Source organism: Nonomuraea sp. NPDC049269 (assembly GCF_043197155.1).
Lineage (GTDB): Bacteria > Actinomycetota > Actinomycetes > Streptosporangiales > Streptosporangiaceae > Nonomuraea.
The window spans coordinates 226,252-250,227 of the sequence record NZ_JBICSO010000013.1 but is presented as its reverse complement, the minus strand read 5'-3'; the positions used below and the strand labels follow the sequence as shown (position 1 = coordinate 250,227).

The window sequence follows — 23,976 nt, the reverse complement described above, 5'->3', positions numbered from 1 at the left end:
GTCACCCCGTTGTCAGCTGATGGCGGACTCAGACGATCAGCGTGTGGCGGGCGGAGGGCTCGCGGACGCCGTCATAGGAACGCCAGGCCCGCGCCAGAGCGGCGACCGCCTGCGACAGCTCCTCCTCGGGGAACAGGAAGTGCAGCCGCATGTACTCGGCGTGCCCGCCGAGCGGGTCGAACGAGCGCCCCGGCGGCACCGCGACGCCGTGTCTGAGCGCCACCTGGGCGAACGAGTCGGCCTCGCCGCGTGGCAGCCGTACCCAGATCGTCTGGCCGCCGAGTGCGGGTTCGAACTCCCACGTGGGCAGGTGTTCGCGCAGTTCGGCGCAGAGGTGGTCGTGACGCGCCCGCAGCGTCCGTACGCGCGCCCGCCTGATCTCGTCGAGCCGCCCGAGCAGCGTGGCGGCGGCGAGCTGCCCGAGGACCTCACCCCCCAGATCGTGTACGGCCCGCAGCCGGGCCAGCCGCGACACCAGCGGCGCGGCCGCCCGGATCCAGCCCACCCGCAGCCCGCCCCAGACCAGCTTGCTCAGCGAGGCGATCGTGATCACCTGTTCGGCGGAGCGGTAGGCGGCCAGCGGTGGCGGGGTCACGCCCGAGAAGCAGAGCTCGGCGCAGACCTCGTCGTCGATCACCGGCACGTCGTGCTCGGCGGCGAGCTCGGCCAGGCGCCGCCGATCGGCCGATTCCATGATCGAGCCGCTCGGGTTGCTGGCGGTCGGCACGGCGTACACGAGGGCCGGCCGTTCGCGCATCGCCTCGGCCGGGACCGGGTCCAGCTGCACCGGCCGGACGGCCGCGGCGGCGTGCCTGAACACCTCCACCGCGCCCGGGTACGTCGGCGACTCCGTCAGCACGGTGTCGCCCGGCGCCACCAGCAGCCCGGCCAGCAGCGTCAGCGCCTGCTGGGCGCCGTTCGTCACCAGGATCTCCGCGGCGGTGGTGGGCACGCCGCGTTCGCGGTAGTAGGCGGCGACGGCCTCGCGCAGGACGGGGCTCCCGGCCGGCTGGTAGCCCAGGTCGCGCAGGCCGACGAGGCGGGTGGCCGCCTCCTGGTACGCCTCGACCAGCTCGTACGGCGGGAGGTCGGGGGCGGCGCAGGTCAGCAGTTGCACGCCGTCCGGGGGATTGAGGATGTGCATGAGCAGCGGGTTCGCGACGACGCCGTCCGTGGAACGGGTGGAAGGCAGGTCGCAGTGCGCGACGCGGGTGCCGCTGCCCTGGCGGCGCACCACCCGGCCCTCCTGCTGGAGCAGGTCGTAGGCGGCGACCACGGTGCCCCGGCCGACCGCCAGCCGGCCGGCCAGCACCCGGTCGGGCGGCAACTGCTCACCGGGCGGCAGCACGCCGTCGTCGATGAGCGCCCGCAGGCGGCCGGTGAGCAGCAGGTAGAGGGGCCCGCGTCCGGACGCCCAGCGGCCCAGCAGGTCAACGAGATCATCGAGATTGGCCCCATTCATGGACCAATTCTCCACCATTGGATCTGACAATGAGCCAGCTCTCGGTACATCCTGAGGGACATGAGCGAACTGCACCCCGAGACCCGAGCCGTGCATCTGCCCCAGCCGTCCATCGAGGGCAGCCGTCCGATCACCATGCCCATCTACCAGACCTCCGGCTTCGTCTTCGACGACCCGGCGGTGATGGCCGACGCGATGGGCCGCCCCGACGGCCCGTTCGTGTACGGGCGCTACACCAACCCCACCGTCCGCTCGCTGGAAATGGCCGTCTCCGGCCTCGAAGGCGGGGTCGCCGCCCTGGCCACCGGCTCCGGCATGGGCGCCATCAACACCGTCCTGCTCGGCCTGCTCAAGCCGGGCGACCACCTGATCGCCCAGAAGGCCCTGTACGGCGGCACGGCCGCGATGATCAACGACCTGGTCGGCAGGTTCGGCATCGAGGTCAGCTACGTGCCCGAGGACGACCCCGAGGCCCTGCGCGCCGCCGTACGCCCCGAGACCAAGCTGGTCTACCTGGAGACCATCGCCAACCCGATCGCCCAGGTCGCCGACCTGCCCGGAATGTGCGCCGTCGCCCGGGAGCTCGGCCTCGTGTCGGTCGTGGACAACACCTTCGCCACGCCCATGCTGTGCCGCCCCCTCGAACACGGCGCCGACATCGTCGTCCACTCCACGACCAAGTACCTGTCCGGGCACACGGATGTGGTGGGCGGCATGGCGGTCTTCGCCGACGACGAGCTGTACAAGAAGGCGTGGCACTTCGCGATCGAGCTGGGCGCCTCCGCGGACCCGTTCGCCGCCTGGCTCACGCTGCGCGGAATCCAGACGCTGGCGCTACGCATGGAACGCCACTGCGCCAACGCCCGGCTGCTCGCCACCCGGCTCGCCGAGCATCCGGCGGTCGCCGCCGTGCACTGGCCGGGGCTGCCGTCGCATCCCTCGTACGAGCTCGCGGCCAAGCTCCTGCCCGACTTCGGCGGCGTGTTCTCCTTCGACCTGGCCGGTGGCCGCGCCGCGGGGGAGAAGTTCATGAGCTCGATCCGGCTGGCGCTGCTGGCTCCCTCGCTGGGCGGTGTCGAGACCCTCGTCCTGCACCCGGCGTCCACGTCGCACCGCGCGCTCAGTGCCGACGAACTGGCCAGGCATGGGATCGGCGAGGGCACCGTACGCATCGCCGTGGGCATCGAGCACCCCGAGGACCTGTGGGCGGACATCTCGCAGGCGTTGACAGAGTGATTAGGCATTTAGGAAACTTCCTAAATGCCTACGATTACGGTGACCTACGATGACGTGGCGAGCGCGGCCGAGCGGATCGGCGGGCACGTGCTGCGTACGCCGGTGCTCGAGGTCTCTCCCGGGCTGTTCCTCAAGCTGGAGCAGCTGCAGCACTCAGGGTCGTTCAAGGTGCGGGGGGCGTTCAACCGCATCCTGGCGGCCGGTGCGCTGCCGCCGAGCGGGGTGATCGCGGCCAGTGGCGGCAACCACGGACTCGCCGTCGCCTACGCCGCGAAGGCGCTGGGCGTCCGGGCGGAGATCTTCGTACCGGAGGTGAGCAGCCCGGTGAAGGTGGCGGGGCTGCGGACACTGGGCGCGGAGGTCAACCAGGTCGGGGCCATCTACGCGGAGGCGGCCGAGGCGGCGGGCAAGCGGGCGGCGGAGACCGGAGCGCTTCAGGTGCACGCCTATGACCAGCCGGAGGTCGTGGCGGGACAGGGGACCACGGGGCTGGAGCTGATGGCGCAGACCGGAGGCGTGGACACGGTGGTGGTGGCCGTCGGCGGCGGCGGGTTCGCCGCGGGCATCACGGTGGGCGCCGGAACCGCCGGCGGGAACGGGCCGCGGATCGTCGCCGTCGAACCCCTGCTGTGCCCGACCCTGCATGAGGCGCTGCGGGCGGGCCACCCGGTGCCGGTGCGGGTGAGCGGCGTGGGAGCGGACGCGCTGGGTGCCAGCCGGCTCGGCGGCATCGCCTACGACATCCTCTCCCGGGCGGACGTCCAGAGCGTGCTGGTGGCCGACGACGCGATCGTGGCCGCCCGCCGCGCCCTCTGGACGGAGCACCGAATGGTCACCGAACACGCGGGCGCGGCCGCGTACGCCGCGCTGCTGTCGGGGGCGTACGTCCCGGCGGACGGCGAGCGGGTCGCGGTGGTGGTGTGCGGCTCGAACACCGACCCCGCCACGCTGGCCTGACAGGCCGGTCCGGGTGCCCGGCACGCCGGGCACCCGGACATAGGGCTTAGTACTGCGTCGCGTCGTGTACGTCGAGCAGCGGCTCCTTGACGCCGTCGCCCGAGTCGTCGGTCCAGCCGGAGTTGCCGGTGGAGATCAGCTTGGTCCGTACGGCCAGCGCCCCGGCTCGGGTCGTCGGCTTGCGGGTGCCCGCGGTGAGGATGCCCGCCGCGCCCGCCACGTGCGGACTGGCCATCGAGGTGCCGCTGATCGTGTTGTAGCCGCCGCCCATCCACGTCGAGTAGATGCAGGTGCCGGGTGCGGTGATCTCGATCGTCGAGCCGAAGTTCGAGTAGAACGCCGAGGTGTCGTCCGCGTCGGTCTCGCTGCGGCACGACAGCGTGCTGCCGCCGAGGCCGCCCGCCAGCCCGTCGTTGTCGGTCAGCGCCGAGACGGTGACCACGTCAGGGTGGTTGGCCGGGAAGAACGTCGAGGCGTTCGAGTGGTTGTTGCCCGCCGCGACGACGACCACGATGCCGGCGTTGGTGGCGTTCGTGATCGCGGTGCTGATCGCACTGCTCGTACATCCGTTGCAGCCGAGGCTCAGGTTGATGACCTCGATGGTGGAGGCACGGGCCACGACCCAGTTGAGTCCGGCGGCGATGCCCGCCAGGGTGCCCGAGCCGGCCGAGTTGAGCACCTTCACGCCGTGGATGCGGGCGGCCGGGGCCACGCCGACGGAGCCGATCGTGTTGTCACGCGCGCCGATGATGCCCGCGACATGCGAGCCGTGGCCGTTGTCGTCGGTGCCCGAGTTGTTGACGCAGACGCCGGTCACGCAGTTGGCGCGGGCCACCACGTTCAGGTCGGGATGGGTGTTGTCCACCCCGGTGTCCACGACGGCCACGTCCGTGTTGATCTGCACGTCGTCCACGCCGTCGATGTCCAGGTTCGGGTTGGACGGGCCGAAGATCCGCCTGACGCCCGTCGGGACCGTCTGCGCGAACGCCGTGACGACGGCGTCCGGCTCGACGGTGAGCACGTTCGGGGTCTGCCTCAGCTTCTCGGCCGCCTCCGCGGTCAGGGTGGCGGTGTAGCCCTTGAAGGCGGACTCGTAGACGCCGATCAGGTGGCCGCCGTACTTGCTGACCTGTTCCTCGGCGGCGCTCGTGGCGGCGCGGATGTTGGGGTTGAGCTGGACGATGTACGTGCTGGTCTCCGGCGCCGCGGCCGAGACGGGGAGGGGCGCGGCCGACAGAGCCAGCGCGCCGACGAGTGATGCGAGCATCAGGGTGCGTGGTCGCATGACAGGTGTGAGCCCTTCCTGGGGTATTGGACGGGGATCACTGAAACATGAGACAGAATCGGGCTCGCGGCCATACGTGGAGCACACGTAATGCGACTACGTAGGGTGATTTAGGTCGTCCCGATGCTGAGCTGCCTGCGCGAGGTGAGACCCAGCTTGCGCAGCGCGTTGGCGATGTGCACCTCGACCGTGCGCGGTGACAGGAACAGGCTCTCGGCGATCTCCTTGTTGGTGAGGCCGTCGGCGGCCAGCCTGGCCACCTCCTCCTCCCGAGGCGACAGCGTGCCCTGGGGTTCGGCCGGGCCGGCGATCCTGCGGCGTAGCCGGCGACCTGCCGCCGGGGTGATCGTCTCGGAGACGGCCTGCCTGGTCAGCGGCTGGCGCAGGCCGTACCTGCCGGGTGTCCACTCGCGCAGCAGGCCGCACCGCACCGCCTCGGAGAGCCCGCGTTCGCCCTGCTCGGGAGGTACGCCCGCGACGCCCGTCAGCACGTCCTCGCACACCGGATGCTCGACCTGGGAGGCCGCCTGCACGATGTGGCGCGCCGCGCGCGGCAGCGCGGCCAGCTTCACCAGCACGGCGTCGCGCAGCGCGGGCGGCGTGCCCGGCTCCTGGCCGTCGGCCAGCATGCGGGTCAGCTCCTCGACGGCGCGCGGCACGCCCCCGGTGAGCGGCCACAGGTCGGCCGAGCCCGGCAGCAGGTGCTTGACCAGGAGCGCGGTCTCCTCGGCGGTGAGCGGGCCGAGCGCGATCTCGGCGTGGTCGATGCGCGGTGGCAGGTGCCCGAGCAGCTCGGTCACGGGATGGCTCAGGTCCTCCGCGCGGTACGTGACGACCAGGTTGACCCCGTCCGGAAGACAGCGCGCCAGGAACGCCAGCAGCTCCCTGGTGCCCGGATCGACCCAGTGCACGTCCTCGACCGCCAGCGTGATCGGCCGCAGCGAGCCCAGGAGCGACAGCACCGCCCTGAACAGCCGGTGCCGCTCCACCATCGCGTCCTGGAGCGGGGGAGGGGTGGGCGGCAGCAGGTGGCCGCACTCCGGCAGGAACGGGCGTAACGCCCCGGTGATCGGGTTGAGGTCGCGCATGGGGCGGACGTCACGCAACGCCTCCACGACCGGCCCGTACGGGAACCGCATGGGATGGCAGCTCCCGACGAGCATCGGGTGGCCGGTGAGCTCATGCAGCAGCCGGGTCTTGCCGACACCCGCCTCGCCCTCGATCAGGAGCACGAGAGGAGGGCGGCTCAGTGTGTCTGCCAGTTGCCGGAGTTCGCGCTCTCGTCCCACGAAAGGCATGACGCACCTCAGTCGGCCCGACTATAAGCTGTTGATAAAGTTTTCACCATATGTCGGGATGTGTCCATACTCATTCATACGTGTGGCCGGCTTCCGGGAAGGCCCCCGAGACCACGTCTGCCGCGTAGGCGCGCACGGCGCGGTCCATCTCCGTGGCCAGATCCGCGTACTGCTTGACGAACCTGGCCGGGCGCTGGGTGAGCCCCATGAGGTCCTGCCAGACCAGCACCTGCGCGTCCGTGGCCGGGCCCGCTCCGATGCCGATCGTCGGGATGGCGATCGAGGCGGTCACCCGTTCGGCCAGCTCGGCGGGCACGCATTCGAGCACCACCGAGAAGGCCCCCGCCCGTTCGAGGTCCTTGGCGTCCGACATGAGCTCGTCGCCCGACTGCCCGCGGCCCTGGACGCGGTAGCCGCCGAGGACGTTCACCGACTGCGGGGTGAGGCCGAGGTGGGCCATGACCGGGATGCCCGCCGAGACCAGCAGCTCGACCTGCGGCAGGACGCGGCGGCCGCCCTCCAGCTTGACCGCGTGCGCGCCCGCCTCCTTCATGAAGCGCGCCGCCGACTCCAGTGCCTGCTGGGGTGAGCCCTGGTAGGAGCCGAACGGCAGGTCGGCGACCACGAGGGCGCGCGCGGACCCGCGGACGACGGCGGCCGTCAGCGGCAGCAGGTCATCGACCGTGACGGGCAGCGTGGAATCGTAGCCGTAGACGACCATGGCCGCCGAGTCGCCGACCAGCAGGACCGGGATGCCCGCCTGGTCGAACACCCGGGCGGTCATCGCGTCGTAGGCGGTGATCATGGGCCACCGCTCTCCGCGCTCCTTGGCCGCGATCAGGTCGCGGACGGTGACCCTGCGCCCGGCGGCACCGCCGTACAGCGTGGTGGAAGAGGACATGACAAACCCTCCGGTGAAGTCTCGAGTCGCCCCAGTGGCGTACCCGGACTCCTCCGATGATGGCACGCGCGGCAAACCGGTGGCGGAACTGTCGGTGCCGCTTGCCACAATGGATCTGGAGGTAAGCAATAAACATGGCACTCGACCCTTACAAACAGCTGTTCCGGCTCCCCGGCGTGCGGACGTTACTCCTGGTGGGCCTGATCGCCCGCATCCCGACCACCGCGACGGGGATGGCGTTGACGTTGCACGTCGTCAACGGCCTGGAGCTCGGCTTCGGAAGGGCGGGGCTGGTCACCATGGCCAGCACGGTCGGCATGGCCATCGGGTCGCCGCTGACCGGCCGGTTCGTCGACAAGCACGGTCTGCGGCCGGTCCTGACCGTCACCACCTGCGCGCAGGCCGCGTTCTGGGCGAGCGCGTGGGCGCTGCCCTACGCGGCGCTGGTCGTGGCGGCGGTGGTGGCGGGGCTGCTGGCGCTGCCGGTGTTCAGCGTGATCAGGCAGTGCCTGGCGGCCATCGTGCCCGTCGAGCACCGCAGGGCCGGCTTCTCGCTCGACTCGATGCTGGTCGAGCTCTCCTACATGGTCGGCCCGGCGCTGGCCGTGGCCGGGATGACGACGCTCGGCAGCGGGCCGACACTGACGATCATCGCGGTCGGCCTGACCGGCTCGGGTGTGGCGCTGGTCGTGCTCAATCCGCCGACCCGGTCGGCCGAGGAGTTGCGGGCGCCTGCGGCGAAAGTGCCGCGGCGGCGGTGGCTCACGCCCGCCTTCGTTGCGCTGCTGGGCACGGTGGCCTCGGCCACGTTCGTGCTCACCGCGACCGAGCTCGCCCTGGTCGGCACCATGGAGCACACCGGGCAGACCGCGTGGATCGGGGTCGCGGTCGGCATCTGGTGCGTTTACTCGCTGCTGGGCGGCTTCGTGTACGGTGGGCTGTCGCGCGGCTTCTCGCCCCTGGCCCTCATCGCGGGCATGGGCCTGCTGACCACGCTGGCCTCGCTGGCCGGTGGCGACTGGCGGTGGCTCATGCTGGCCCTGCTGCCCGCCGGGGTGCTCTGCGCCCCCTCACTGTCCTCCACCGTCGACACCGTCAGCCGCTGGGTGCCCGCCGGCGCCAGGGGTGAGGCGATGGGCTTCCACGGCACCGCCCTGCTGGTCGGCGGCGCGATCTCCGCGCCGATCGCCGGGGCGATCATCGACGCGCACGGGCCCGCCTGGGCGTTCGTGGTGGCCGGGCTCGCGGGCGTGGTGATGGTCCTGGTCGCGCTGCCGTTCTGGCGGCGGCGGCCACAGCCGGCGGTGGCTGACGACGCGCCGGTCGCGCCGACGGAGACAGTCGTCGCCACGAGTTAACCTTTACGAAACGAAACCGTTGCGTATCGGAATAAGCTTGCGATACGGTAGCGTTGCGAAACTCGTCCGTATCGAAATTAAGGTGCTTTCATGGAAGCGAACACAGGGCATCCACGCCGCTGGGGCATCCTCGGCGTGCTGGTGTTCAGCCTGCTGGCGGTCGTGCTCGACAACACGATCCTCAACGTGGCGATGAAGACCATCGCCGACCCCAATCTGGGTCTGGGCGCGACGCAGAGCGAGCTGGAGTGGGCGATCAACTCCTACACGCTGGTGTTCGCCGGGTTGCTGTTCACCTTCGGTGTGATCGGTGACCGCACGGGCCGCAAGCGAATGCTGTTCATCGGCATGTTGATGTTCGGCCTGGCCTCGCTGGCCAGTGCCTACGCCCAAGATCCGATGCAGCTGATCCTGGCCAGGGCGGCGATGGGCATCGGCGGCGCGGCCATCATGCCCGCGACCTTGGCCATCATCTCCAACGTCTTCCCGCCGAGTGAGCGTGGCAAGGCCATCGGCGTCTGGGCCGGTGGCGTGGGCTTGGCGGTGGCGATCGGCCCGATCACCGGAGGTCTGCTGATCGAGCACTTCTGGTGGGGCTCGGTCTTCCTGGTCAACGTGCCGATCGTGATCGTCAGCATGATCCTCATCGGCACGATCGTGCCGGAGTCGCGTGACCCCAAGCCGTCGAAGCTCGACCCGATCGGCGTGCTGCTGTCCATCATCGGCCTGGTCTCCATCGTCTACGGCATCATCCGCGGCGGCGAGCTGGCCACCGTGGCCTCCGCCGAGGTGCTCGTGCCCACGCTGTTCGGTGTGGCGGTGCTGGCGGCCTTCGTCTGGTGGGAGCGGCGTACCGACCACCCCGCCTTCGACGTGCGTAACTTCGGCAACGTCCGGTTCTCCTCCGCCATCGGCATGATGGGCATCGTCTTCTTCGCGATGATGGGCGGGATGTTCTTCCTGACCTTCTACATGCAGATCGTGCTGGGCTTCAGCCCGATCCAGGCAGGCGCGCTGATGATCCCGTTCGCCGCGGCGCAGCTCATCTTCGCGCCGCTCAGCCAGCGGGTGAACCAGCGGTTCGGGGCCAAGGTCTCCTCCGCCGTCAGCATGCTGGTGGTCACCGCGGCGCTCACCAGCTATGCCTTCCTGGACCAGAGCACGCCGATCATCATGATCGAGATCATCTTCTTCGTGCAGGGTGCGGCGATGGCCAACATCATGCCGCCGGCGACCACCGCCATCATGGAGGCGCTGCCCAGGGAGAAGGCCGGTGTCGGCTCGGCCATGAGCAACACCGTCCGCCAGATCGCCGGCGCGCTCGGCGTGGCCGTGCTCGGCTCGGTGCTGTCCTCCAGCTACCGGGGCGAGATCGCGCCCGCTCTGTCCGGTCTCCCGGCCGGCGCCCAGCACGCCGCCGGTGAGTCGATCATGGCGACGGTCGGCGCCGCGCACGCGCTCGGCGAGCGGGGGCAGGCGCTGCTCCAGCCCGCTTACGACGCCTTCCTCCACGGCATGCACATCACGGCCCTGGTCTCCGCGGTGATCGCGCTGCTGGGCGTGCTGGTGGTGCTGAAGTGGATGCCGGGCAAGGTACGCCCGGTGCAGCAGGCGGAAAAGAAAGAACCAGCGGTAGTGTGAGTCCGCGATGACCATCCAGGAATCCACGACGGCCCGTCCGGCGGGCCGTCCGCGCAGCGAAAAAGCCGAGAAGGCGATCATCGAGGCGACGCTCGACCTGATCGCCGAGGGCATGGGCGTGTCGGAGCTGACCATCGAGGCGATCGCGTCGAAGGCGGGCGTCGGCAAGACGACCATCTACCGGCGCTGGTCCAACAAGGAGGACCTGGTCGTCGACGCGCTGGCCACGCTCAAGGCGCCGCTGCCGCCGCTGGCCGGAGAGTCGGTGCGCGACGACCTGATCGTCCTGCTCGACGTGATGCGCACCGAGGCGGGCCAGTCCCGCTCCCGGTGCGTGATGAACATCGCGATGAGTGATGCCGACCGCTACCCGCGGCTGATGGAGCGCTTCATGAAGCGCGCCGTCGAGCCGCGCAAGCAGGCCATGCGCAGCACGCTGGAGCGGGGCGTCGTCTCGGGGGAGCTGCGGCCGGACCTCGACATCGACCTGGCGATGGCGATGCTGTCCGGGACCATGATGCACAACACCAAGTGGGCACCCGCCGGCGATCTGCCCGCCGACCTGGCCGAACGGATCGTCGACGCGGCCATGACCGGGATAGGGCCGCAAGGCTGAGACGCGGATGGCCGGGAGATTCTCCCGGCCATTTCGATCTTGACCCTAGGCAGAACATGAGTGGTGTTCTAGCCTCGCGGCCATGCCCCCCATGCGCAGGTTCGCCGCCGTCGTCGCCCTGAGCTCGTCCCTGTTGCTCCTGCTCGCCGCCCCCGCGCTGGCGCACGAGGAGCGTCCGATCACGCTGCCCGACGGTTCGGGCAGCTTACCCGTCTTACGCGGGGCGGAGCCCGATCTGCTGGTCTGCAAAACAGACGCGGACGACTTCGCCCGAAGAATCGCAGCCTTCCCGGACCCCCTCAAGCAGCGCAACCTCTCCCTTTTCGCGAAATGTCAGCAAAAAGGGGTGAGGGATCTGCAGGAGGCCGTCGACAAGGTCGACCGGCCGGGCATGACCATCGCCCTGCTCCCCGGCCTCTACCAGGAAGAGCCCAGCCAGGCCGCCCCGACCGGCGACTGCGCCCACCTCCCGGCCCGCTGGTCCACCTGGGGCTACCAGATCCTCTCCTTCGAACAGCAGCAACGCTGCCCGCACAACCAGAACCTGGTCGCCATCCTCGGCAAGAAGAACCTCCAGATCGAGGGCACCGGAGCGTCTCCCCTCGACGTGATCGTCGACGCCCAGTACCGCAAGCTGAACGCCATCCGCGCCGACCGCACCGACGGCGTCTACTTCAGGAACCTCACCGCCCAGCGCACGACGTTCAACTCCCTGTACATCCTGGAGACCGACGGCTTCGTCATCGACCAGGTGCTCACCCGCTGGAACGACGAGTACGGCTTCCTGACCTTCGCCAGCGACCACGGCCTCTACACCGACTGCGAGGCGTACGGCAACGGCGACGGCGGCCTCTATCCCGGCAGCGCGTCCAACATCAACGACGGCCGAGGGCACGAGGTCCCGCGCTACGCCATCGAGATCCGCCGGTGCAAGAGCCACGACAACGCGCTCGGCTACTCGGGCACCGCGGGCGACTCGATGTGGGTGCACGACAACGAGTTCTACGACAACATGGTCGGCGCCACGATGGACAGCCTCTGGCCCAGCCACCCCGGCCTGCCGCAGAACCACGCCAAGTTCGAGCAGAACAAGATCCACGACAACAACAAGGACTACTACGAGTACACGCGCAACGGCACCTGCGCCAAGCCGCCGGCGCAGCGCGGCTACGAGCAGGGCGTGGTCTGCTCCCAGACGGGCGCCCCGCCCGGCACCGGCGTCCTGGTCGCCGGCGGCAACTACAACGTCTTCCGGAACAACCAGATCTGGGGCCACAACCGCGCGGCCTTCGGGCTCTTCGGCGTCCCCGCGTTCATCAGGGGCGAGAACGACCTGGCCAAGCAGGCCGACACGTCCAACTACAACCGCTACGAGGGCAATGTCTTCGGGGTGAGCCCCACAGGCGAACGGCGGCCCAACGCTTTGGACGTCTGGTGGGACGGCCAGGGGACCGGCAACTGCTGGCAGGCCGACGTGAGCAGGTCCTCGCCCGCGACGCTGCCGGTCTGCGCGGCCAAGGCGCCCGAACTGTCCGGTGGCTCCAGTCGCTGGCTGGCCGAGCCCGTGAAGCTCACCAAGCTCTACCTGTGCGCCGACTACAGCGCCGCGCAGGCGCGGCTGCCCGCGGGCTGCGACTGGTTCGGCGCCAGTGGCTTCGGCAAGGTGGAGACCCAGCTCGCCCTGGGCGGCTCGGTGGTGCTCGGGCTGATCGCGGCCCTGTTCTGCCGGCGGGCCGGTCAGGCCGTACGGCTGCGCAAGGGCGATCCGTCGAGCAACGGGGTGGCCCCGGCGGTGGCCGCGCGCAGTGAGCACCGGCAGCGGCTGATCGTGGCCGGGAGCCTGTGCGGGTTCGTGGGGCTGGCGCTCGACGTGGTCGCCGCCGCCGCCGAGAGCACGTTGCTGGCGGCGCTCGCGTTGCTGCTCATGGCGGCCTGGTGGCTCTGTCTCGGCGCGGCGCTGCGGCGGGGGCGGGCGGTTTTCGGCTGGTTCACGATCGTGCTGGGGTTGCTGGCCGGGGTGGACGCGTTCGACCGGGTGGTCTATCTGATCCCGGGGATCCCGTTGGGGCCCGGCTGGAGTCGTGGGCTGCTCACCGGGTTCTGGGTGCTGTGCGCGGTGGTCGTCCTCGCGCCCCGGCGCCGCCGTACGGTGGATGAGACACCGCTCCAGGCCGAGGTGCCCGCGTGAGGCGAGCGGTGGGTGTGGTGGCGCCTGTGGGGCGAGCGGTGGGTGTGGTGGCGCGCGTGAGACGGGCAGCGGTCGTGGTGGCCTGCGCGCTGGTTGCGGGGTGTGGGCCGCTGTCGCAGACCCACCACGTTCCCGGCAACAGCCACGAAGTGTCCACGGGATCGCCCAGCGCGCGGCCGAACGCGGAGATCACCATCGCCGGGGGCAAGGTGAGCCCGCCGTCGGGGTGGCTGGAGGTGGCCAAGGGGCGGCCGGTGAGCATCACGGTGACCAGCGACGTCGCTGACGAGGTGCATGTGCACGGCTACGACATCGAGGCCGAGTTGCGGCCCGGCGTGCCGGTGACCGTGCGGTTCACCGCGGACCTGACCGGCGTGTTCGAGGTGGAGACACACCGGAGCAAGCTCGTGCTTACCCAGGTGGCGGTGCGATGACAGGCGTGGCTCAGCCGGCGAATGTGGCTTCGTCGGCGTTCGCGCCGGTGAGCGGCGTGCTCGCGCATGGGGTTGGGAGCCGTAGTGATCTGCCGATTCCGCTTTTCTACGCCTATGCCGGGGCGTTCGCGGCGCTTGTGGTGTCCTTTCTGGCGCTCGGCCTGCTCTGGGCGGACTCCCGGTTCCGGGGCGATCGGGCGGGACGGGTGATCCCGTTGCGGTTGCCCGCCCGGCCGTTGCGGGCGCTCACGCTGCTGGCAGTCGCGTACACGCTGGGCTGGCTCGTGGCCGGCCCCGCCGACGGGAACGCCGGGCCGTACCTGGTGTACGTGCTCTTCTGGGTGGGCCTGGTGCCTGCTTCGCTGCTGTTCGGGCCGGTCTGGCGGGTGCTGAACCCGTTTCGGCTGCTGCCCGACCGGCCGCGCGGGCCGCTGCCGCTCCGGCTCGGCTACTGGCCCGCCGCCATCGGCCTGCTCGCCTTCACCTGGATGGAGCTGGTCGCGCCCGAGCCCGCCGCGCCGGCCACGCTGCTGGTCTTCTGCGTCCTGTACGGCACGGCACAGTTGGCCGGAACCCTGGTGTACGGCCACGCGTGGTTGTCCAGAGGCGACCCGTTCGAGGTGTACTCGACGCTGATCGGCCGCCTGTCACCCCTCGGCAGGCGGGCCGACGGACGACTGGTGCTGCGCAACCCGTTCGACGGCCTCGACGCGCTCGAACCGGCCCCCGGCCTGGTGGCCACCGTCTGCGTGCTGCTCGGCGGCACCGGCTACGACGGCTTCTCCTCGGCACCCGCCTGGGTGAACGCCCTGCAGTCCGGGCCCCTGGGCAGGGCCGGGCTGGGCACGCTGGGCCTGCTGGCCGCCATCGCCGGGGTGGCGGTGTTGTACGGCGTCTGCCTGGGGCTGGCCGGGCTGATCGGCGGGACCAAGGGCCTGGCGCCGCGCTTCGCCCACTCGCTGGTGCCGATCGCGATCGGCTATCTGATCGCGCACTACTTCTCACTGCTCGTCATCGAGGGTCAGCGCGCGATCATCCTGTCGCTCGGCCTCGACGCCACGGTGGACCAGAACGCCGTCAGCCCGGCGACGATCGCCACCGTCCAGGTGCTGGCCATCGTGATCGGGCACGTGGCGGGCGTGGTGGCCGCCCATGACCGGTCGGTCCGCCTGCTGCGGCCCGACCGGGCGGTGGCGGGGCAGATCCCGCTGTTCGTCCTGATGATCTGCTACACGATCGGCGGCCTTACCCTGCTCTTCGCCTGACGGCCTGACGAGCATCCGGCCCGCCGGCCTGACGAGCATCCTGCCCGCCGGGCTGGTCCGTGGCGCTGGCCCGCCGGGCTGATCTGCGGCGCCGGCCCGCCGAGCTAGTCCGTGGCGGTGGTCACCGGACGGCCGAGGAAGGCGGCGAGCCGGTCGAGCGCCGGAGCGTCGTCCGGCACCGGTGTCGGGGCCCCGAACGGGCTCCGGTCCGGGGGGACGTCCGCGAGCCTGTCGCGGGTGAACGCCAACGCCTGCTCGACGAGATCGTCCGGGAACCGCACGGTCTGGCCCGTCGCGCGAGCGAGATCCCAGCCGTGCACGAGCCCTTCGACGATGCGCAGCTGGAGCGCCACGATGCCGGGGACGGTGCCGATCGGCATGCTGATCTTCTTGTCCAGCACGCCGGGCTCCTCGAACGCCGCGAGCATGTCGCGGCTGGAGTCACGGAAGGCGGCCAAGGGATCGTCGCCGAGCACGTCGGTGACCGGTGGGCGCGGCCCGCTGCTCGGGGGAGCCGCGCCGCGCAGGACGCCGGTGAACCGGCGGTTGCCGACGACGAGGTGGTTGACCAGGTCGCGGACGTTCCACTCGGTGCACGGGGTGGGGGCGGCCCACTGCTCGTCCCGCACCTCCGCGATCAGCCGCTCGGTGGCGTCGCAGATCTCGACGAGCTGCTGGACGGCGGTGGATGTCATCGCCCGAACCTCCTGAAGCAATCGCAGGGCCTCAGGTTAGATGACGGCACCGACGCTTTCGGTGGCGGACGCCGGTGCCGGTCGACATCGTCAGGTGGTCGTCTCGCGCCACCGGCTGGTGATCGGGAGGCGCCGGTCCCGGCCGAAGTTCTTCGGGGTGATCTTCGGGCCGGGCGGGTACTGGCGGCGCTTGTACTCGGCCAGGTCGACCAGCCGGATGATGCGCGCCACCAGCTCCGGGTCGTGGCCGGCCGCGATGAGCTCCTGCGAGCCCAGGTCCTTCTCGACATAGTCGTCGAGCAGCCGGTCCAGCACCTCGTACGGCGGCAGCGAGTCGGTGTCGCGCTGGCCGGGCCGCAGCTCGGCGCTCGGCTCCTTGGTGATCGAGTTCTCCGGGATGGGCCGCTCGGCGTCGAGGCGGAACGACGGGTCGCCGTGGGCGTTGCGCCAGCGGGACAGCTCCCACACCATCGTCTTCGGTACGTCCTTGATCGGCGCGAAGCCGCCCGCCGAGTCGCCGTACAGCGTGGAGTAGCCGGTCGCCAGCTCGCTCTTGTTACCGGTCGTCAGCACCAGGTGGCCGTGCTCGTTCGACAGGCCCATGAGGATCATGCCGCGGACGCGGGCCTGGAGGTTCTCGGCGGCCAGCCCGGACAGGCTGATCTCCTTCTCGAAGGCGTCGACGATGTCGGCGATCGGCACCACCTGGGCGTTGACGCCCTGCCTGCGCACGAGGTCCTCGGCGTCGCCGAGGGAGTGGTCCGAGGAGTAGCGCGAGGGCATCAGCACCACGTGCACCCGCTCGGGCCCGATCGCGTCGGAGGCGATGGTCGCGGTCAGCGCCGAGTCGATGCCGCCGGACAGGCCCAGGATCACCGACTGGAAGCCGTTCTTGGCCACGTAGTCGCGTACCGCGAGCACCAGCGCCGCGTAGACCTCCGCGTGCAGGTCGAGTCGCTCCGCCACCGGCGCGGGCAGCGGCTCGCGCGGCTCGACCGGTTCGGACGACAGCACCAGGCGGTCCACGGTGATCGTGGAGCCGTCGCCGACGTCGTGCGGGAACGCCCCGGTCTCGGCGGTGGAGACAGGGAGGTCCAGGTCCACCACGAGCAGCTCCTCGCGGAACTGCCCGGCCCGCGCCACCAGCTCGCCCGCCGCGTCCACCACGATCGAGTCGCCGTCGAAGACCAGCTCGTCCTGCCCGCCGACCTGGTTCACGTAGACGAGCGCGCACCCGGCCTCACGCGCCCTGCGCGCGCACAGCTCCAGGCGTACGTCGTCTTTCTCCTTCTCGTACGGCGAGGCGTTCGGCACCACCAGCAGACCGGCTCCCGCCTGGCCCACCACGGCCACCGGGCCGCCCTCCTGCCACAGGTCCTCGCAGACCGCGATCGCCACGTCCACCCCGTGCAGCCGGAAGATCGGCAGCCGGTCGCCGCGCACGAAGTAGCGGTATTCGTCGAACACGCCGTAGTTGGGCAGGTGGTGCTTGGCCGTGCGGATGACCACCTCGCCCTGGTAGAGCACGGCGGCGGCGTCGAGCGAGGCGCCCTTGGGCTGGCCGGCGCGCGGCGCGAGCCCCGTCCGGTCGACGTAGCCGACGACCACGGGCAGGTCGCCCAGCCCCTCTTCCCGCAGCCGGACCGCGACCTCCCCCAGCGTCCTGATGCTGGCGTCCACGAAGGACGTACGCAGCACCAGGTCCTCCACCGGATAGCCGGTGAGGAACATCTCGGTGAAGACGACCAGGTGCGCGCCGCGCTCGGCGGCGTCGCGCGTCCACGTGAGCAGCCGGTCGGCGTTGGCGGAGAGGTCGCCTACGGTTGGGTTTGTCTGTGCCAAGGCAATGCGCAGTTGGGCCACATGGTCAGCCTAGTACGACGGCGTTTTTATCGTCCAAGTGATGAAAAGTGCGTTCTGTCACAGGGCCGGTTCGAGGGCGCGCCGCCTGATCGCCGGGCCGAGCGCCAGCATGGCCACCGCCGACAGCAGCCCGATGCCGCCCACCGTGAACCACAGGGCTTTGGGGCCGACGTCCAGCAGCGCCCCGCCGGCCAGCGGCGCGAGCACCGCGGCGGCCGACCACGCGAACCCGAACAGCCCCGAGTACCGCCCCCGCAGGTGCGCGGGCGCCAGCGCGGCGACGAGAGTGCCCGCGATGCCGGCCGTGACGATCTCGCCCGCCGTCCAGACGGCGATGGTGACGCCCAGCCAGACCGCGTCGGTGACGAAGGCGGTGAGCGCGAACCCGGCCCCCGTGACGGCCAGGCCGAGCGCGAACGTCCTGGCCGCGTCCAGACGGCCGAACCAGTCGGACACCAGCGGCTGCACCACGACGATCAGCACCCCGTTCAGCGCCATCGCCGCCCCGAACTCGCCGGTGGACAGCCCCGCCTGCTTGACCATCGCGACCGGCAGCATGGTGACCGTCTGCAGGTAGACCAGCGCCTGCCCCAGGACGACGAGGGTGAAGGCGACCATCACCCGGTCGCGCAGCACCACGCCGAACCCGCCCGCCGACGTCCTCTCGGGCGCGCGGGTCTCGGGGACCGCCCGCCAGACCAGTACGGCGAAGACCACGCTGCTGACGGCGTCGATCCAGAACAGCCAGCCGAACCCGAGCTGGGCCAGCCACCCGCCCACCGTCATCCCGACCGCGTAGCCGAGGTTGATGGCCCAGAACAGCAGCCCGTACGCCCTGGGCCGCTCCACCGGCGAGACCAGGTCCGCCACCAGGGCGTTGGACGCGGGCCGGTAGACGTCGATCACCAGCCCGAGCACGAACATCGAGCCGATGATCGCGGCCAGGGACGTGCTGTATCCCAGCGCCAGCATCGCGCCCGCGGTGGCGAGCATGCCGCCGGACAGTGTGGCCCGTCGTCCGATCCTGTCGGTCAGCCACCCGCCGAGCAGCTGCGAGATCAGCGACCCCGCGCCGTACACGGCCATCACGAGCCCCGCGCCCGCCACCGACACGCCTCTGGCCTGCGTCAGGTAGACGCCGGTGAACGGCATCACCATGGTGCCCAGGCGGTTCACCAGTGTGCCGCTCCACAGGGCCCAGAACGGCCGGGGCAGCCCGCCCACCTTGGATTTCAGGAACGACGGCTTCTCAACGACGCTGCTAGTCACAGACAAAGAGTGATATTGCACCTTTGGTGAGGGCGAACGATTTAGGGCACACTAAAAGGTATGCCGGTGACTTGGGTGATGCGGCCGGAGGACGTCGCGCGGATCAGGTTCGCGTTCTCCCCGATGTGGGAGCTGGTGGCCAGCCTGCGTACGCTGCAGGACCCGGCCAGGCAGTCGATCCACCTGCCGTGGATCAAGTGTGTACGCCCCCGGCTGGCGGGGCTGGACATGACCGAGTTGCTGGCCCTGGTCCCGCCGAGCGGGTATCTGGCGGACTTCATCACCCCGCCGCCCGACACGCCGCTGCCGGACTTCGCGGCCGAGCTCGATCGCGTACGGCTCACCTCGCCGGAGCGGGCCCACGCCGAGGCGGCCATGGTGCGCGGAGCGGACCCGGCGGTGATCGAACGGTTCATGGCCGATCCGGCGGCGGGCGTGGCCCGGGTGGCCGACGCGCTGCGGGCCTACTGGGAGACGTGTTTCGCCGAGTTCTGGCCCCGCGTGTACGGGCTGCTGGAGCGCGACGTGCTGCGCAGGTCACGGCAACTGGCCCAGGGGGGCGCCCGCGAGCTGTTCGCCGGGCTCGATCCGGCGGTGGTGTGGACGGGGGAGCGGCTGCACATCAACCGGCCGTGGCGCTCGCACGGCGGGCTGCACGGCGACGGGCTGGTGCTGGTGCCGAGCGCGTTCTACTGGCCGTCGGTGGCCGTGATGTCGGCCCCGTACCAGTCGATGCTGGTCTATCCGGTGCTGGGCGTCGGGACGCTGTGGGAGCAGGGTCCGCCGCCCGCGCCCGAGGCGCTGGCGGCGCTCATCGGGCGCAGCCGGGCGCGGATCCTGCTCGCGCTGGCCGAGCCCAGCACGACCTCGGCGCTGGCCGGGCGCATGGCGCTCACGCCCGGCGCGGTCAGCCAGCACCTCGGCGTGCTCAGCGGCGGCGGGCTGACGGTCGGGATGCGCGTCGGCAAGCAGGTCGTGTACCGCCGCACGCCGGCGGGCGACACCCTGGCCGCGAGCACGCCCGCCCGGTAGCCCTCGGGAGTCGCCGCCGGTCGGCGTCAGGTGTAGCGGGTGGACTCCAGGAGCCAGTCGAGGTGGGCGCGTGGCGCGGCGAGGTAGGCGCACGCCACCTTGCTCACATCGCGCGCCAGCTTGGGCGTGAGCGTGTCGAGCGGCAGGAGCCGGGCGGCCTCGTGCATGTCCTGGCAGCGCTCGGCGATCCGGTCGAGCACCCAGGCCGTGGCCTCCGGCTGGTCCAGGCCGAGCTGGTGCATCACGACCACGACGAGATTGTGCCCGTCGCCACGCTCCTTGGGCAGGGACGCCACGTCGTTGCACCAGGCGGTGACGTCGATGCAGGCGTCGACGAGCTGCTGCCACGGCTCGCAGCCGTGCACCCACGCGGGCACCTCCACCCGCAGGCACGGCTCGACGAGGTCGTAGAGGTACGGGCCGACGGTCCCCCTGCGGAGCGCCGGATACTGCTCCAGGGTCGGGATGCGGCCGGTGGCGCGGTTCTCGGCCTCGATGCGGCAGGCGTCGTGCTGGCGCCGCAGGTTGGCCGCGAACCTGGTCCGCCACAGGTCGCTCATCCGGGCACTGGTCACCCGCCACAGGTCGGCGAAGGCGGCCTCCAGCGGGTGGGCCGCCCCGCCCGCCAGCAGGCCCTGGAAGACCTCCAACCGGCCCGGCCCCTCGTCGAGCTCGTCGTCGAGGTTGAACAGCCAGGTCAGCCACTGCGCGAACAGCGCCGCCGCGGCCGCGTCGAACTCGGCGAACGCGCGGCCCGCCATGCGGTGGAACCCCGCACCGGGGTCGGCGCGGAGCTCCGTTCGCCGCGCCCAGTCGATGACCGCCGCCTCGATCGCGTACACGGCCGGATGCATGCGGCACGGCGCCGCCATGGCGGGCACCCGCTCGGTGAGCACCATCAGCGTGGCGGCGGCGGGCGCCCCTCTGCGCGGCCCGGGCGCCAGCGGTTTCCACTGGAGCATGGACCGCAGCGCCGTCCGCACCGAGGTGATCACATCGGTACTCATAGGGGCCCAAAGAGCCAGTTGCCCGCGGCGCTCGGATCGTCGCTGACGTAGTACTGCCAGGCGGCCACGATCAGCTCGTCCACGGTCAGCGCGCCCCTGGCGGCCCGGTCGAGCCGGTCGAACGCCTCGTCCACGTCGTCATAGGCGGTGCCGAAGGCGCTCAGCAGCGTACGGAACTCGCGGGGCCCGATCAGCCCGTCACCGTCGTCGTCGCAGAGGTCGGCCACGGCCACCGTGGCGGGCCGGAACACCGTGTCGTAGTGGTCGCCCTCGACGAACGCCGCCGTCATGCCGGAACGGAACTCCTCCCGCGAGATCCGGGAGTCGGCGTCCCGGCCGAGCGCGCCGGACAGGGCCGACCAGATCCCGTCGAAGCCGTCGACAAGACTGCTGCCGGTGACCGAGGTTGGGGACTCGCCGAATCCCACCAGGAGTCGTGCACCCAACCCCAGCAGGTCCTCACGCTCGATGACGCCCTCACCGCCCGCGTCGATGTGGTCGAAAGCCCGATCAAACTTGTGATTGAGCAGGTCGATAGCCACCAATGCCTCCCCCGAGACTGACTGCGTGATCACGATAGGTCGGGCCGGGCTCTTTGTCAGCGAGGCTCGCACCGACGCCCCACGTAACGTGTGCGAAACACGGACACGGCATCCTGATAGGGAACTCAGTACTGTCTTCGCTAGGGGATGCTTTGGACCGCCAGCAGGAGTTCGTGCTCCGCACGCTCGAGGAACGCGACATCCGGTTCATCCGGCTCTGGTTCACCGACGTTCTCGGCTTCCTCAAGTCGGTGGCCATAGCCCCGGCCGAGCTCGAAGGCGCCTTCGCCGAGGGCATCGGGTTCGACGGCTCGGCCATCGAGGGTTTCGCCCGGGTCTACGAGGCCGACATGCTCGCCAAGCCGGATCCGGCGACGTTCCAGATCCTGCCGTGGCGCAGTGAGACGCCGGGGGCGGGCCGCATCTTCTGCGACATCCTCATGCCGGACGGCTCGCCGTCGCACGCAGACCCGCGCTGGGTGCTCAAGCGCACGCTCGCCAAGTGCGCCGACATGGGCTTCACCTTCTACACGCACCCGGAGATCGAGTTCTTCCTGCTGAAGAACCGGCCCGAGCCGGGCCAGCGCCCGGAGCCGATCGACTCCGGCGGCTACTTCGACCACACCCCGCACAGCTCGGGCCACGACTTCAGGCGCCAGGCGATCATGATGCTGGAGTCGATGGGCATCTCGGTCGAGTTCAGCCACCACGAGGGCGCGCCCGGTCAGCAGGAGATCGACCTGCGCTACGCCGACGCGCTCACCACGGCCGACAACATCATGACCTTCCGGCTGGTGATGAAGGAGGTCGCGCTGGAGCAGGGCATCTGGGCGTCCTTCATGCCCAAGCCGTTCACCGAGCACCCCGGCTCCGGCATGCACACCCACATGTCGCTGTTCGAGGGCGACCGCAACGCCTTCTACGAGGCCGGCGCCGACTACCAGCTCTCCAAGATCGGCCGCTCGTTCATCGCCGGGCTGCTCAAGCACGCCGCCGAGATCACGGCCATCACCAACCAGTGGGTCAACTCCTACAAGCGGCTCTGGGGCGGCGCGGAGGCCATCGCGGGCCAGGGCGGCGAGGCGCCGTCCTACGTCTGCTGGGGGCACAACAACCGGTCCGCGCTGGTGCGGGTGCCGATGTACAAGCCGCACAAGGGCGGCTCGACGCGCATCGAGTTCCGCTCGCTCGACTCGGCCTGCAACCCCTACCTGGCCTTCGCGCTGATCCTCGCGGCCGGCCTGAAGGGCATCGAGGAGGGCTACGAGCTCCCGGCCGCGGCCGAGGACAACGTGTGGACCCTCACCAGCGCCGAGCGCCGCGCCCTGGGCATCCAGCCGCTGCCGCAGTCGCTGGACGAGGCCATCGCGGTCATGGAGCGGAGCGAGCTGGTGGCCGAGACGCTGGGCGAGCACGTCTTCGACTTCTTCCTGCGCAACAAGCGGTCGGAGTGGCGCGAGTTCCGCCGCCAGGTGACCGAGTTCGAACTGGGCCGCTACTTGCCCGTGCTCTGACCCGTTCAAGGCGCCCTGCCGCTGAGATTCCACTCAGTGGCGGGGCGCCTTTTTGCATATCAAGAAATTCCCATGCGCAGCCCTTGAATTCGATGATTATTGGGAATTCTATTCGGGTGCCCGCCGTCGACCGCAAAAGCGGCAAGGGACGGTCATCATTGCGCCTCTGGCGGCTTGTTGCCGACCGGCTGCGATCTATTGGACCGGAATCATGGCAGGTAGGTGAGGGTCGAAAGGCTCATGTCTTTATATGGACAAGGGTTTCTTGAAGCTTTCTTTGTGAATACATTTCATGGGCCTCGGGTATCGGGACGATGTATCCCGCACACCAACCTGATGCGCTATATCGGCGCATGAAAGGACATTCCATGACCGCTACCGCAGAGGCTCAGCGTACCGAGACGACCGAGGGCGAAGGACGCCCTCTGGAAGCCCTGCTGCTCGCCGCGCTGGCCGCACGCCGCGAACAAGGCGAGGAGAGCGGTATCGAACACCCGCTGCTGCTCGCGATGCTGATGCGTCGTCGCGGGGAGGGTGAGGAGGAGATGGGTATCGACCACCCGCTTCTGCTCGCCGCGCTCATGCGTCGTCGCAGGGGAGGCGAGGAGAGCGGTATCAGCCACCCGCTGCTGCTCGCGATGCTGATGCGCCGCCGTAGGGAGGGTGAGGAGGAGGGCGGTATCGACCACCCGCTGCTGCTCGCCATGCTCATGCGTCGTCGCAGGGGAGGCGAGGAGAGCGGTATCAATCACCCGCTGCTGCTCGCGATGCTGATGCGCCGCCGCGGGGAGGGTGAGGAGGAGGGCGGTATCGACCACCCGCTGCTGCTCGCCGCCCTCGCGAACCGGTAATGGCGCGACTCCCGATCACCGGCAGAAAGACAGATCACATCGACCGCAGAGGAGCAACTCATGGCGTCAGAGGAAGCCGCCGGACCGACCGGACATGATCCGGTGGAGTCGCTGATCGACGACGTCATTCGCGACATCCTCAACGAGGCCAGCCAGTCCACCAAGGTTCTGGCCCGCGGCGGGGATTCCATGGCCACCCTGATCGAAACGGCCCTTACTTCAGCGCCGCGCGCGATGCTGAAGTCCTCGGCCATCGAAAGGGTCCTGCTCGCACAGGTTCTGGCCTCCGCTCTGGCGGACGCCCTCGCGCCCGCACTGGCAGAGGCGCTGACTCCCGAGATCATGAAGGTCCTGGATCAGTACACCGTCAACGCCAAGGCCGGCGGCGCGAAGCCCGCGAGGACGACCACCGCCACAGCCAGGGGGGCCAGCAGCAGAAAGAAGACGTGAGACGTCCGCAGCTCGGGTGGGGGGGGGGGGGGGGGGGGGGGGGGGGGGGGGGGGGGGGGGGGGGCGGCGGCGGGGGGGGGGGGGGGGGGCGGGGACGCAGACGCCAGACAGC

General features: G+C 70.4%; 21 protein-coding genes. 12 read left to right on the top strand and 9 right to left on the bottom strand.

The genetic code is table 11. The features are described 5' to 3' along the window. Positions 1-28: 28 nt before the first annotated feature. Complete coding sequence (locus tag ACGFNP_RS55170; protein ID WP_393332305.1) at positions 29-1,462, bottom strand: PLP-dependent aminotransferase family protein; 1,434 nt, start codon at positions 1,460-1,462, stop codon at positions 29-31. A gap of 60 nt (positions 1,463-1,522) precedes the next feature. On the opposite strand from ACGFNP_RS55170, the gene ACGFNP_RS55165 reads away from it, so the two are divergent. Together ACGFNP_RS55165 and ACGFNP_RS55160 are read left to right on the top strand one after the other, a co-directional pair. After that, positions 1,523-2,698 (top strand): aminotransferase class I/II-fold pyridoxal phosphate-dependent enzyme, encoded by a 1,176-nt coding sequence (locus tag ACGFNP_RS55165; protein WP_358318261.1) that lies wholly within the window; start codon positions 1,523-1,525, stop codon positions 2,696-2,698. 24 nt (positions 2,699-2,722) lie between these two features. Further along, positions 2,723-3,655 carry a serine/threonine dehydratase gene (locus tag ACGFNP_RS55160; protein ID WP_358318262.1) on the top strand — a complete coding sequence of 311 codons (933 nt, stop codon included), beginning with the start codon at positions 2,723-2,725 and terminating at the stop codon, positions 3,653-3,655. Positions 3,656-3,701: 46 nt separating this feature from the next. Here ACGFNP_RS55160 and ACGFNP_RS55155 read toward each other — a convergent pair whose 3' ends face one another. From ACGFNP_RS55155 to panB, 3 genes are all read right to left on the bottom strand, one after another. Beyond that, the gene (locus tag ACGFNP_RS55155; RefSeq protein ID WP_358318263.1) at positions 3,702-4,940 is read right to left on the bottom strand and encodes a S8 family serine peptidase; all 1,239 of its coding nucleotides are present in this window, start codon (positions 4,938-4,940) and stop codon (positions 3,702-3,704) included. 110 nt (positions 4,941-5,050) lie between these two features. Then, complete coding sequence (locus ACGFNP_RS55150; protein ID WP_358318264.1) at positions 5,051-6,238, bottom strand: AAA family ATPase; 1,188 nt, start codon at positions 6,236-6,238, stop codon at positions 5,051-5,053. A 70-nt stretch (positions 6,239-6,308) separates the two neighbouring features. Continuing rightward, positions 6,309-7,139 (bottom strand): 3-methyl-2-oxobutanoate hydroxymethyltransferase, encoded by an 831-nt coding sequence (panB, locus tag ACGFNP_RS55145; protein WP_358318265.1) that lies wholly within the window; start codon positions 7,137-7,139, stop codon positions 6,309-6,311. Between the two features lie 134 nt (positions 7,140-7,273). On the opposite strand from panB, the gene ACGFNP_RS55140 reads away from it, so the two are divergent. From ACGFNP_RS55140 to ACGFNP_RS55115, 6 genes are all read left to right on the top strand, one after another. Next, positions 7,274-8,497 carry an MFS transporter gene (locus ACGFNP_RS55140; protein ID WP_358318266.1) on the top strand — a complete coding sequence of 408 codons (1,224 nt, stop codon included), beginning with the start codon at positions 7,274-7,276 and terminating at the stop codon, positions 8,495-8,497. A gap of 90 nt (positions 8,498-8,587) precedes the next feature. Further along, entirely contained in the window at positions 8,588-10,138 is a 1,551-nt protein-coding gene (locus tag ACGFNP_RS55135; protein WP_358318267.1) for an MFS transporter, read from the top strand. Between the two features lie 7 nt (positions 10,139-10,145). Continuing rightward, complete coding sequence (locus tag ACGFNP_RS55130) at positions 10,146-10,754, top strand: TetR/AcrR family transcriptional regulator (protein WP_393332296.1); 609 nt, start codon at positions 10,146-10,148, stop codon at positions 10,752-10,754. 82 nt (positions 10,755-10,836) lie between these two features. After that, the gene (locus ACGFNP_RS55125) at positions 10,837-12,942 is read left to right on the top strand and encodes a right-handed parallel beta-helix repeat-containing protein (protein WP_393332294.1); all 2,106 of its coding nucleotides are present in this window, start codon (positions 10,837-10,839) and stop codon (positions 12,940-12,942) included. Between the two features lie 56 nt (positions 12,943-12,998). Then, complete coding sequence (locus ACGFNP_RS55120; RefSeq protein ID WP_393332291.1) at positions 12,999-13,376, top strand: hypothetical protein; 378 nt, start codon at positions 12,999-13,001, stop codon at positions 13,374-13,376. Further along, positions 13,373-14,641: a hypothetical protein gene (locus tag ACGFNP_RS55115; RefSeq protein ID WP_393332288.1), complete on the top strand. Its 1,269-nt coding sequence runs from the start codon at positions 13,373-13,375 to the stop codon at positions 14,639-14,641. Before ACGFNP_RS55120 ends, ACGFNP_RS55115 begins: the two co-directional genes overlap by 4 nt. Positions 14,642-14,745: 104 nt before the next feature. Here ACGFNP_RS55115 and ACGFNP_RS55110 read toward each other — a convergent pair whose 3' ends face one another. The 3 genes from ACGFNP_RS55110 to ACGFNP_RS55100 all read right to left on the bottom strand — a co-directional run bounded on the left by ACGFNP_RS55110 (position 14,746) and on the right by ACGFNP_RS55100 (position 18,468). Continuing rightward, a complete protein-coding gene (locus ACGFNP_RS55110; RefSeq protein WP_393332285.1) occupies positions 14,746-15,336 on the bottom strand; it encodes a TIGR03086 family metal-binding protein in 591 nt (196 codons plus the stop codon). 90 nt (positions 15,337-15,426) lie between these two features. After that, positions 15,427-17,199, bottom strand: coding sequence for an NAD+ synthase (locus tag ACGFNP_RS55105; protein WP_393332282.1), 1,773 nt, complete (start codon positions 17,197-17,199; stop codon positions 15,427-15,429). A gap of 57 nt (positions 17,200-17,256) precedes the next feature. Next, positions 17,257-18,468, bottom strand: coding sequence for an MFS transporter (locus ACGFNP_RS55100; RefSeq protein WP_358318274.1), 1,212 nt, complete (start codon positions 18,466-18,468; stop codon positions 17,257-17,259). 60 nt (positions 18,469-18,528) lie between these two features. On the opposite strand from ACGFNP_RS55100, the gene ACGFNP_RS55095 reads away from it, so the two are divergent. Next, on the top strand, positions 18,529-19,500 hold the full coding sequence (locus ACGFNP_RS55095) for a DUF5937 family protein (protein WP_358318275.1): 972 nt from the start codon (positions 18,529-18,531) through the stop codon (positions 19,498-19,500). 26 nt (positions 19,501-19,526) lie between these two features. Here ACGFNP_RS55095 and ACGFNP_RS55090 read toward each other — a convergent pair whose 3' ends face one another. After that, a complete protein-coding gene (locus ACGFNP_RS55090) occupies positions 19,527-20,507 on the bottom strand; it encodes a terpene synthase family protein (protein ID WP_358318276.1) in 981 nt (326 codons plus the stop codon). Beyond that, entirely contained in the window at positions 20,504-21,049 is a 546-nt protein-coding gene (locus ACGFNP_RS55085; RefSeq protein WP_358318277.1) for a hypothetical protein, read from the bottom strand. The genes ACGFNP_RS55090 and ACGFNP_RS55085 overlap by 4 nt, the downstream gene beginning before the upstream one ends. Positions 21,050-21,201: 152 nt before the next feature. Here ACGFNP_RS55085 and glnA point away from each other — a divergent pair, with 152 nt between their 5' ends. The 3 genes from glnA (at position 21,202) to ACGFNP_RS55070 (ending at position 23,864) form a co-directional block, all read left to right on the top strand. Then, the gene (gene glnA / locus ACGFNP_RS55080) at positions 21,202-22,563 is read left to right on the top strand and encodes a type I glutamate--ammonia ligase (protein WP_358036185.1); all 1,362 of its coding nucleotides are present in this window, start codon (positions 21,202-21,204) and stop codon (positions 22,561-22,563) included. 368 nt (positions 22,564-22,931) lie between these two features. Further along, the gene (locus tag ACGFNP_RS55075; RefSeq protein ID WP_393332277.1) at positions 22,932-23,414 is read left to right on the top strand and encodes a hypothetical protein; all 483 of its coding nucleotides are present in this window, start codon (positions 22,932-22,934) and stop codon (positions 23,412-23,414) included. A 60-nt stretch (positions 23,415-23,474) separates the two neighbouring features. Beyond that, a complete protein-coding gene (locus ACGFNP_RS55070) occupies positions 23,475-23,864 on the top strand; it encodes a hypothetical protein (protein WP_393332274.1) in 390 nt (129 codons plus the stop codon). Positions 23,865-23,976: the final 112 nt, after the last annotated feature.